The sequence below is a fragment of the Streptomyces sp. genome, assembly GCF_035644915.1.
Taxonomy (GTDB): domain Bacteria; phylum Actinomycetota; class Actinomycetes; order Streptomycetales; family Streptomycetaceae; genus Streptomyces.
This window is the reverse complement of record NZ_DASQNP010000031.1, coordinates 19,797-30,186: the sequence shown is the minus strand read 5'-3', so window position 1 is coordinate 30,186 and position 10,390 is coordinate 19,797. Positions and strand designations below refer to the sequence as shown.

Genomic DNA, 10,390 nt, shown 5'->3' with positions numbered 1-10,390 from the left:
GCACGCCGTCTGGCGTGTACGCCAGACGGCGTGCACGCCAGACGGCGCATAAAGCAGCGCCCAGGAGTCTTCCGAAACCTCAGGGATGGACGTACTGAATACTCCACCCGAACCATGATCTCCCCTTCCATGCAGGGGATTTGTGCCCGTCGGTCGCGCAGCATAGAGTTTCGCTGACGCGAGAGGCCGCCCCCGGGCCAGGGGGCGGCCTAATTCTCCGTTCGCGGTACCCAAGTTCAATTAAGCAACACACGAAGGAGGACTCCATGGTACGTCCGACTCTAGCCGTCGAGGTAACCCCCCGCGGGCTTCCGTTCGCCCTGATCGGTGTTGGCGTCGCTGCGCTACCGTTCCAGGTTGCGGTACCTGCCCACGTTGCTGCGGTCATGGAGCTTGCAGCGTTCCTGATCACGTTCGAGGCACGCATCCGACTCGTCCGAGCCCAGCGTCCCTGATTCTGACGGCCCCCGGGCGACCCAAATGACGCACTAGCCCCCTGCCAGCGGGAAAACCGCTGGCAGGGGGCTCGTTCGTGGCGTGCGGGGCTACTTCTTGCCCTGGTTCTTCACGGCCTCGATGGCCGCCTTCGCCGCCTCCGGGTCGAGGTAGGTGCCGCCCGGGGTGACGGGGCGGAAGTCGGCGTCCAGGTCGTAGGAGAGCGGGATGCCGGTGGGGATGTTCAGGCCCGCGATGTCGGTGTCGGAGATGCCGTCGAGGTGCTTGACCAGCGCGCGGAGGCTGTTGCCGTGCGCGGCGATCAGGACGGTGCGGCCGGTCAGCAGGTCCGGGACGATCGCGTCGTACCAGTACGGCATCATCCGGGCGACCACGTCCTTGAGGCACTCGGTGCGCGGACGCAGCTCGCTGGGGATCATCGCGTAGCGCGGGTCGTCGCTCTGCGACCACTCGGCGCCGTCCTCCAGGGGCGGCGGCGGGGTGTCGTACGAGCGGCGCCACAGCATGAACTGCTCCTCGCCGAACTCCTCGCGGATCTGCGCCTTGTTCTTGCCCTGGAGCGCGCCGTAGTGGCGCTCGTTGAGGCGCCAGGAGCGGCGGACGGGGATCCAGAGCCGGTCGGCGGCCTCCAGCGCGATCTGCGCGGTGCGGATGGCGCGCTTCTGGACGGAGGTGTGGACCACGTCGGGGAGCAGGCCGGCGTCCTTGAGCAGCTCACCGCCGCGGGCCGCCTCCTTCTCGCCCTTCTCGGTCAGGTTGACGTCCACCCAGCCGGTGAACAGGTTCTTCGCGTTCCACTCGCTCTCGCCGTGGCGGAGGAGGATCAGCTTGTACGGTGCGTCGGCCATGGGCCTGAGCCTAATCGACCGCCCGCGGGCCGGTACGGTGCGGCCGTCTGGCGAGACGGCCCGGCAGCGGCGGGGACGGCGGCGGGCGTACGGGCGTCGATTGACGGCGGCCGTCAATTCGGTGGCACGGGCGACACGGTGCTAAGTAATGTGCGCAAGCGGTCACGCCACTTACAGCCAAGGGCGCGCCGCGTTGCCGTGTCCGCATCGCCCATCGCACCCGCCGGGAGGCGCGCCGTGTCCATCACCGGTTCCGTGACGGGATCCCTCACCAGGTCCGCCAGGGGTCTGAGACGGGCGGCGGTCGAGAGCGTATCGGGGCTGCCCCGGGCGTTCTGGTGGCTGTGGGCCAGCACCCTGGTCAACCGGCTCGGCGGCTTCGTCGCCACCTTCCTGGCCATGTACCTGACCGTGGAGCGCGGGCAGTCGGCGACGTACGCCGGTCTCGTCGCCGCCCTGCACGGGCTGGGCGGGGTGGTCTCCTCGGTCGGTGCCGGAGTGCTGACCGACCGGCTGGGCCGGCGGCCCACGCTGCTGCTCTCGCAGCTCGGCACCTCGTTCTCGGTCGCCCTGCTCGGCTTCATGGAGCATCCGGCGGCCATCGCGGCGGTCGCCTTCGCCGTCGGCATGACCAGCAACGCCTCGCGCCCGGCGGTGCAGGCGATGATCGCCGACATCGTGGCCCCCGGGGACCGCGTGCGGGCGTTCTCCCTCAACTACTGGGCCATCAACCTGGGTTTCGCGGTCTCGGCCTCCGCGGCCGGGTTCATCGCCGAGCACGGCTATCTGCTGCTCTTCCTCGGCGAGGCGGCGCTGACGCTGGTGTGCGCGGTGCTGGTCTTCGTCAGGCTCCCGGAGTCCCGGCCGGAGCGGGCCGGGCAGCGCTCCCGCGCGGAGGAGGGAGAGCGGGTCTCGATGGGCACCGTCCTGCGGGACGGCCCCTTCATGGCCGTGGTCGGCCTCGGCTTCCTGATCGCGCTGCTGTTCATGCAGGCGTACGTCGCCCTGCCCGTGGACATGGCCGCCAAGGGCCTGAGCAGTTCCGAGTACGGGCTGGCCATCGCGGTGAACGGCCTGCTGATCGTCGCCTTCCAGATCCCGGTCACCCGCTTCATCGAGCACCGCGACCCGGCCCGGCTGCTCGTCGTCTCCTCGCTGCTGGCCGGGTACGGGTTCGGGCTCACGGCCTTCGCCGGCTCGGTGGGGGCGTACGCGCTGACCATCTGCGTCTGGACGCTGGGCGAGATGGTCAACTCACCCACCCAGATGGGCCTGGTGGCGCGGCTGTCGCCGGCCCACGGTCGGGGCCGGTACCAGGGGATGTACACCCTGTCCTGGTCGGTCGCGGCGCTGGTCGCGCCGCTGGCGGGCGGCGCGGTGATCGACCGCTGGGGCTCGGGGACGCTGTGGGCGCTCTCGGCCGTGGTCGGCACGCTCGCGGCCGCGGGGTACGGGGTGCTGCTCCGCGTCACGGCGCGCGGGGAGGCCAAGGGCGCGGCGGAGAAGGTCGAGGACGAAGGCGAGGACGGGGACGGGGCGGTGGCGGGGCCGGCGTCCGCCGCCGGGTCCGCGGCGCCGGTGGGGAGCTGACGCCCCGCGCCGGCGCCGCGCTCGCGGAAAGGGAGCCGCTCACTCGTCGCGCAGCAGGTGCGCGAAGGCCTCCAGGTTGCGGGTGGACTCGCCGCGGGAGGTCCGCCAGGCGTGCTCCTTGCGGATCGCCGTGGCGAAGCCCATCTCCAGCAGGGTGTTGAACGCCCCGTCGGCGTTCTCCAGGACCACTCCGAGCAGCCGGTCCACCTCCTCGGGGGTGACGGCGGCCAGCGGCAGCTTCCCCACCAGGTAGACGTCGCCGAGCCGGTCGACGGCGTAGGCCAGCCCGTACAGCCGGGTGTTGCGCTCCAGCAGCCAGCGGTGGACCTCGGCGTGGTTCTCGTCCGGGCGGCGGACGACGAAGGCGTTGACGGACAGGGAGTGCCTGCCGACGATCAGCGAGCAGGTGGTGGAGAGCTTGCGGGTGCCCGGCAGCGTGACGACGTAGGTGCCGTCGGACGGGCTCTCCCACTCCAACTCGGCGTCGCGCAGCGCCTGTTCGATCGCGGCGGCGGCCCCGGCGGACGCGGACGTGTCGTTGTCACCCATGGACATGGGCCGATCGTAGGTGACGGCGGCGCTCGGCCGTGGCCTCGGCGTAGACCTCGGCCGTGGCGGCGGCGGCCGTGTCCCAGCCGAAGCCGCTCGCGTGCCGGGCCGCGGCCTCGCCCATCCGGGCGGACAGCGCGTCGTCGTCGATCAGGCGCCGCAGCGCCCGCGCGTACCCGGCCGGCTCGTGCCCGGCCACCAGGAATCCGCTGACCCCGTCCCGCACGGCCACCGGCAGTCCGCCGACGGCCGCCGCGACGACCGGGGTGCCGCACGCCTGCGCCTCGATGGCCACCAGCCCGAAGGACTCGCTGTAGGACGGCATCACCAGCACGCTCGCCGCGCGGTACCAGTCGGCGAGGAGGTCCTGTCCGACCGGCGGCCGGAAGCGGACGACGTCGGTGATGCCCAGGCGGGCGGCGAGCTTCTGGAGCCGCTCGGGCTTGGCCAGCCCGCTGCCGCTGGGCCCGCCGACGACGGGCACCACCAGGCGTTCGCGCAGGCCGGGGTCGGCGTCGAGCAGCAGGCGTACGGCGTGCAGCAGGATGTCGGGGGCCTTGAGCGGCTGTATCCGCCCGGCGAACAGGGGGATGAAGGCGTCCGCGGGCAGCCCGAGCCGGGCCCGTGCGGCGGCGCGCCCGTCGGCGGGCCGGAAGCGTTCGAGGTTCACGCCGGGGTGGACGACGGCCGTCCGGGCGGGGTCGGCGTCGTAGTGGTGGACGAGCTGGCCCGCCTCCTCGGCGGTGTTGGCGATGAGCCGGTCGGCGGCCCGCACGACCTGTGTCTCGCCGATCACGCGGGCGGCCGGCTCGGGGGTGTCGCCCTCGGCGAGCGAGGCGTTCTTGACCTTGGCCATGGTGTGCATGGCGTGGACCAGGGGGACGCCCCAGCGTTCGGCGGCCAGCCAGCCGACGTGGCCGGAGAGCCAGTAGTGGGAGTGGACGAGGTCGTAGTGGCCGGGCCGGTGCCGCGCCCACGCCCGCATCACGCCGTGGGTGAAGGCGCAGAGCTGCGCGGGCAGGTCCTCCTTGGCGAGCCCCTCGTAGGGTCCGGCGTCCACGTGCCGCACCAGCACGCCGGGGGCCAGTTCGACGGTGGGCGGGAGCATGGCGGCCGTCGCCCGGGTGAACACCTCGACCTCGATGCCGAGGGCGGCGAGCTGCTTGGCCAGCTCGACGATGTAGACGTTCATCCCCCCGGCGTCACCGGTGCCGGGCTGGTGCAGCGGCGAGGTGTGGACGCTGAGCATGGCGACGCGGCGCGGCCGTCGCGTGAAGCGGTGCCGTCGCCGGCCGAACCTGGTGGGGTACGGGCTCACCTGCGGTGCCTCCTCGGGCTCCTGGGGGGATGGTTCGCCGAGCGACGGTGCTCTCCGCCAGGTGCAACCGCGGGTGTCCGTGTTCCATTTCCGCTGTGCCGAAACGTGACGCGTTCCACTCGCCCCGCGCGGAGGCGGGGAGGCCGCCCCGCCCCCGGTGCCCGCCCGCCGCCGGGCCGGCGGGCGGACCGTAGGGTGGCCTGCCATGGGCAGACGTGCGGTGGAGCGGCCCGTGGGGTCCGCCACACGGGGAACGACGCATCCGAACCGGCTGCGGAGGATGGACCGCTGGATCGCCGCCGCACACGGTCCCGCGCTGCGCCGCGCGGCCGGCCCGGACGCCCCCCTCGCCGTGGACCTGGGCTACGGGGCCGCGCCGTGGACGGCCGTCGAGCTGCTGGAGCGGCTGCGGGCCGAGTGCCCGGACGTGTGCGTCGTGGGGATCGAGATCGATCCGGCCCGGGTCGAGGCGGCCCGGCCGTACGCCCGTGAGGGGCTGCGCTTCGTCCACGGCGGCTTCGAGGTGCCGCTGCCCGGCGGGCGGCGGGCCATGCTGATCCGGGCCGCCAACGTCCTGCGGCAGTACGAGGAGGACGAGGTGGCCGCGGTCTGGGAGCGGCTGCGCGCCCGGCTGGCGCCCGGCGGGCTGCTGGTGGAGGGGACCTGCGACGAGATAGGGCGGCGGCACGTGTGGGTCGCGCTCGGCCCGGAGGGGCCGCGGACGGTGACCTTCGCGGCCCGGCTCGGTTCCCTGGACACCCCGTCCGACCTGGCCGAACGGCTGCCCAAGGCGCTCATCCACCGCAATGTGCCGGGCGAGCCGGTGCACGCCTTCCTGCGCGATCTGGACCGGGCCTGGGCGGCGGCGGCCCCGTACTCCGCACTGGGCGCCCGGCAGCGCTGGATGCGGGCCGTGCGGGAGGTCGCCGCCGACTGGCCGGTCGTGGACGGGCCCCGGCGCTGGCGCCAGGGCGAGGTCACCGTCCGGTGGGACGCCCTGGCGCCGCGCGGGAGCGGGAGGGGAAGCTGAGGCCGTGAGCCCGCGGCCTCGTCAGCCGGTGAGCTCCTTCTTGCCGGAGCCGCCGCTGATCTGGATCTTGCGCGGCTTGGCCTGCTCGGCCACCGGGATGCGCAGCGTCAGGACACCGGCGTCGTACGAGGCCTCGATCCGGTCGGTGTCCAGGGTCTCGCCCAGGAAGAGCTGACGGCTGAACCTGCCGGTCGGGCGCTCGGCGGCGATCCGTTCGGCGTCCTCGGGACCGGGCCAGGTGCGCTCGGCGGTGACGGTCAGGACGTTCCGCTCGACGTCGAGGTCGATGCTCTCCGGGTCGATGCCGGGCAGGTCGAAGTGGACCACGACGTCGTCACCGGTGCGGTAGGCGTCCATCGGCATCCCGACGGGACGGGCGGCCGTGCCCAGGAGCTGCTCGGTGAGACGGTCGAGCTCACGGAACGGATCGGTACGCATCAGCATCACGGACCATCTCCCTCCTTGAGTCACACCATCCTGTGATGCCCTCTGTCTTCTATATAACTCCAGGAAGGAAAGTTGACAAGCCCAAGCTCAACTAAGGTGAAGCGGCTGCCCGACATACGCGGTTTCCACCGGTTCGACGGGCTGGTCAGTCCAGGTGGAGCGCCGCCAGCAGCGCGTCGACCAGCGCCCGGTCCTGCTCCCGGGTGAGCAGCCGGCGGGCCTCCCGGGGCGGCAGCCACAGCAGCCGGTCCACCTCGTCGTCCGGTACGAACGCCCCGCCGACCGCCTCGGCCGCCCAGTAGCGGACCTCCTTGGGACGGCCGCCGACCGTGTAGCGCACGGTCGGCAGCACCGCGCCCGGCTTGCAGGCCATGCCGGTCTCCTCGCGCACCTCCCGCACCGCCGCCCGCAGGGCCGTCTCGCCGGGCTTGAGCTTCCCCTTGGGGTGCGACCAGTCGTCCCACTTGGGACGGTGCACGAGGGCGATCTCGATGCCCCCCTGCTCCCTCTCCCCGCCCTCACCGGGGCGCGCGCGGCGCCACAGCACGCAGCCCGCCGCGCGGACCACCCCCGGATCGGTCACCGGCTCCCCCGCTCGGCCCCGGCCCCCGCGGCCGGCGGCGGAGCGGGCGCCGCGGCGGCCGCGGGTGACACCGGCGGGGCCACCGGGCGCCACAGCCGCCCGAAGCTGAACCGCGCGGCCTCCACCTCGTGCCGCTGGTCGGCGTGGAGGACCCCGAGCGCATAGGCGGTGGCGGGGGCGATGCGAGGGGTACGGGCGGCGGCGGCCGCCGCCGCGGCGGCCTCGGCCGCGTCCCGGTGCCGGTCGAGCGCCCGTCCGGCGGCGGTCAGCGTGGGGTCGTCGTGGCGGATGACCTCGTGGGCGTACCGGCGCAGCCGCACCAGCAGCCGCACCCGGTCCCAGGCGGCGTCGTGCTCCCCGTCCACGGCGAGGGTGTGGGCGAACGCCTCGCCGTTGTACGACTGCCGGGCCCGGGTCAGCGGCAGCGCCTCCACGGCCTCCACCGCGCGCCGGTGGGCCAGCTCGGCCAGCGGCAGCAGGGTCCGCGCGGCCGGGAGGTCCGCGGCCTCGCCCACCAGGGGCGCCTCGGAGGCCAGGACGGCGACCGCGTCGGCGACGGCGTGGAAGCGGGAGGAGCCCAGCGCCTGGAGCGCGGCGGAGTGGGCGCGGGTCCGGGCGAGGGTGAGCTGCCTCTCCAGCAGCGCCCCGGCGCGGGCGACGCCGGTGCCCAGCCCGCCGGGGGACGCCGGGCCGCGCCGGCCGGGCGGCGCGGTGGTTCCGGCGGACGGCAGGGGATCGGCGGACGCCACCGCCCCGGGGGGCGTGGAGGACAGCCGGTGCAGCGCCGCCAGCAGCCGGTTCAGCCGCACCTCGTAGGCGCGCTCCCGCCCCAGCACCCCCGTCAGCCACACCAGTTCGCCGGAGAGCCGGTCGGCCCAGGCCGTGTCGATCAGCGGCCGGTACGCCTGGAGGACGGCGCCGATGCGGCGGGCCGAGCGGCGCAGCATCCGCACGGCCTCGGCCGCGACGGCCGCGGACTCCGCGCTGCCCGTGCTCTCCTCGTGCAGCCGCAGGCTGCGCAGGAAGTCGGTCGCCTGCCGGTGGAGGTACTCCGCCAGCACCTCGCCCGCCGTGGCCTCGTACAGCCCCGGGGGCGGCTGGGGGTGCAGTCCCGGCCGGGTGCCGGGGTCCCCTCCCTTGCCGGCCGTCCCGGCGGACACGTCATGTCGCTGGACCACGTCGGCGCCTCCGGGCGTCGATGAGCATTTCCTGGACGTTCCGCAGGGGCCGCCCCTCGGCGTCGGTGGCGTGCCGCGTCCACTCGCCGTCCGGGCCGAGGTGCCAGGAGGCGGTGGTGTCCGCCATCCCGGCCTCCAGCAGTTGGTTGAGGGAGGCCCGGTGACCGGGGTCGGTGACCCGGACGAGCGCCTCGATCCGCCGGTCGAGGTTGCGGTGCATCATGTCGGCACTGCCGATCCACACCTCGGGGTCGCCCCCGTTGCCGAAGACGAAGATCCGGGAGTGCTCCAGGAAGCGCCCCAGCACGCTGCGCACCCGGATGTTCTCCGACAGCCCCGGCACCCCCGGCCGCACCGCGCAGATGCCGCGCACCCACAGGTCGACCGGCACCCCCGCGCGGGAGGCGCGGTAGAGGGCGTCGATGACGGTCTCGTCGACGATCGAGTTGACCTTGATGCGGACGTACGCGGGCTGCCCGGCCCGGTGGTGGGCGATCTCCCGGTTGATGCGCTGCACCAGCCCGTTGCGCAGTGAGCTGGGCGCGACCAGCAGGCGCCGGTAGGAGGTGCGCCGCGAGTAGCCCGACAGCCGGTTGAACAGGTCCGACAGGTCGGCGCCCACCTGCGGGTCGGCGGTGAGCAGCCCCAGGTCCTCGTAGAGGCGGGCGGTCTTGGGGTGGTAGTTGCCCGTCCCGACGTGGCTGTACCGCCGCAGGACGTCGCCCTCCTGCCGCACCACCAGCGACAGCTTGCAGTGCGTCTTGAGCCCCACCAGGCCGTAGACGACGTGGCAGCCGGCCTCCTCCAGCTTCCGCGCCCACTTGATGTTGGCCTGCTCGTCGAAGCGGGCCTTGATCTCGACCAGCACCAGCACCTGCTTGCCGGACTCGGCCGCGTCTATCAGGGCGTCCACGATCGGGGAGTCGCCGGAGGTGCGGTACAGCGTCTGCTTGATCGCCAGCACGTCCGGGTCGGCGGCGGCCTGCTCCAGGAACGCCTGCACGGAGGTGGAGAAGGAGTCGTACGGGTGGTGCAGCAGCACGTCCCGCCGCCGCAGCGCCGCGAAGACGTCGGGCGGGGAGGCCGACTCGACCTCGGCGAGGTCGCGGTGGGTGCCCGCGACGAACTTCCGGTACTTCAGCTCGGGCCGGTCCAGCGCGGCGATGCCGAACAGCCCGGTGAGGTCCAGCGGGCCGGGCAGCGGGTAGACCTCGGCCGCGGAGACCTTCAGCTCCCTGATCAGCAGGTCCAGCACGTACGGGTCGATGCTCTCCTCGACCTCCAGCCGCACCGGGGGCCCGAAGCGGCGCCGCATCAGCTCCTTCTCCAGCGCCTGGAGCAGGTTCTCGGCGTCGTCCTCCTCGACCTCCAGGTCCTCGTTCCGGGTCACCCGGAACATGTGGTGGGCGAGGACCTCCATGCCGGGGAAGAGCTCCTCCAGGTGGGCGGCGATCACGTCCTCGATGGGCACGTACCGCTGCGGGGACGCCTCCAGGAACCGCGACAGCAGCGGCGGCACCTTCACCCGCGCGAAGTGGTTGTGCCCGCTGACCGGGTTGCGCACGACGACGGCCAGGTTCAGCGAGAGCCCGGAGATGTAGGGGAACGGGTGCGCCGGGTCCACCGCCAGCGGGGTCAGGACGGGGTAGATCTGGTGCCGGAAGAGGGTGAACAGGCGGGACTGCTCCTCCTCGGTCAGCTCCGGCCAGCGGATGAGGTGTATGCCCTCCTCGGCGAGGGCGGGGGCGACGTCCTGCTGGAAGCAGGCGGCGTGCCTGGCCATCAGCTCGCGCGACCGGGTCCAGATCAGGTCCAGCACCTCGCGGGGCTGGAGGCCGGAGGCGGAGCGGGTGGCGACGCCGGTGGCGATGCGGCGCTTGAGGCCCGCGACGCGCACCATGAAGAACTCGTCGAGGTTGTTGGCGAAGATCGCCAGGAAGTTGGCCCGCTCCAGCAGCGGCGTGTCCGGGTCCTCGGCCAGCTCCAGCACCCGCTCGTTGAACGCCAGCCAACTCCGCTCGCGGTCGAGGAAGCGCCCCGGGGGCAGCTCGCCGCCCCCGTCGTCGGGGCCTTCTCCTTCCCGGTAGGCGTCCGCGTCGGTGTCGAGGCCCGGCTCCGGCGTCTGCGCGGGCGCGAGCTCGGAGTGCGGACGCGAGGCGGCGATGGAACCGACGGAAGGCTGGGCAGACTGGCTCATTCCTCCATTCTTCCGCGCTGCGAGAATCACCGGCGCGTCGGGAGACGGCGCCGGTCGTGACCGGCTGTTCGGCGCGCTCGACACGACGGGCTGCATTCCGTGATGCTCGCAAGCGAGTTTGAATCGCCGGTTAAGCCGACATGGCGGCCAGGCGATCCCCGCCCTGCGCGCGGGTGCCCCGGCCCGCACCGCCG

Annotated in this window: 9 protein-coding genes; 2 read left to right on the top strand and 7 right to left on the bottom strand. The window is 73.4% G+C overall.

The window, feature by feature from the left end; all coding sequences use genetic code 11:
- Positions 1-545: 545 nt before the first annotated feature.
- Positions 546-1,304 (bottom strand): phosphoglyceromutase, encoded by a 759-nt coding sequence (locus tag VE546_RS04025; RefSeq protein ID WP_324918393.1) that lies wholly within the window; start codon positions 1,302-1,304, stop codon positions 546-548.
- 255 nt (positions 1,305-1,559) lie between these two features.
- Here VE546_RS04025 and VE546_RS04020 point away from each other — a divergent pair, with 255 nt between their 5' ends.
- The gene (locus VE546_RS04020; RefSeq protein ID WP_324918390.1) at positions 1,560-2,894 is read left to right on the top strand and encodes an MFS transporter; all 1,335 of its coding nucleotides are present in this window, start codon (positions 1,560-1,562) and stop codon (positions 2,892-2,894) included.
- A gap of 39 nt (positions 2,895-2,933) precedes the next feature.
- On the opposite strand, the gene VE546_RS04015 is transcribed toward VE546_RS04020, so the two are convergent.
- Positions 2,934-3,449 (bottom strand): YbjN domain-containing protein, encoded by a 516-nt coding sequence (locus VE546_RS04015; protein ID WP_414720396.1) that lies wholly within the window; start codon positions 3,447-3,449, stop codon positions 2,934-2,936.
- Positions 3,436-4,761, bottom strand: coding sequence for a D-inositol-3-phosphate glycosyltransferase (gene mshA, locus VE546_RS04010; protein WP_324918387.1), 1,326 nt, complete (start codon positions 4,759-4,761; stop codon positions 3,436-3,438). The genes VE546_RS04015 and mshA overlap by 14 nt, the downstream gene beginning before the upstream one ends.
- 205 nt (positions 4,762-4,966) lie before the next feature.
- Between mshA and VE546_RS04005 the strand changes: the two genes are divergently transcribed.
- Entirely contained in the window at positions 4,967-5,791 is an 825-nt protein-coding gene (locus VE546_RS04005) for a class I SAM-dependent methyltransferase (RefSeq protein WP_324918384.1), read from the top strand.
- A 21-nt stretch (positions 5,792-5,812) separates the two neighbouring features.
- Here VE546_RS04005 and VE546_RS04000 read toward each other — a convergent pair whose 3' ends face one another.
- The 4 genes from VE546_RS04000 to VE546_RS03985 form a co-directional block, all read right to left on the bottom strand.
- Positions 5,813-6,235, bottom strand: coding sequence for an Hsp20/alpha crystallin family protein (locus VE546_RS04000; protein WP_324918405.1), 423 nt, complete (start codon positions 6,233-6,235; stop codon positions 5,813-5,815).
- A 148-nt stretch (positions 6,236-6,383) separates the two neighbouring features.
- The gene (locus VE546_RS03995; RefSeq protein ID WP_324918380.1) at positions 6,384-6,821 is read right to left on the bottom strand and encodes an NUDIX hydrolase; all 438 of its coding nucleotides are present in this window, start codon (positions 6,819-6,821) and stop codon (positions 6,384-6,386) included.
- Positions 6,818-7,999 carry a CHAD domain-containing protein gene (locus VE546_RS03990; protein WP_414720395.1) on the bottom strand — a complete coding sequence of 394 codons (1,182 nt, stop codon included), beginning with the start codon at positions 7,997-7,999 and terminating at the stop codon, positions 6,818-6,820. Before VE546_RS03990 ends, VE546_RS03995 begins: the two co-directional genes overlap by 4 nt.
- Positions 7,983-10,292: an RNA degradosome polyphosphate kinase gene (locus VE546_RS03985; protein WP_414720394.1), complete on the bottom strand. Its 2,310-nt coding sequence runs from the start codon at positions 10,290-10,292 to the stop codon at positions 7,983-7,985. Before VE546_RS03985 ends, VE546_RS03990 begins: the two co-directional genes overlap by 17 nt.
- Positions 10,293-10,390: the final 98 nt, after the last annotated feature.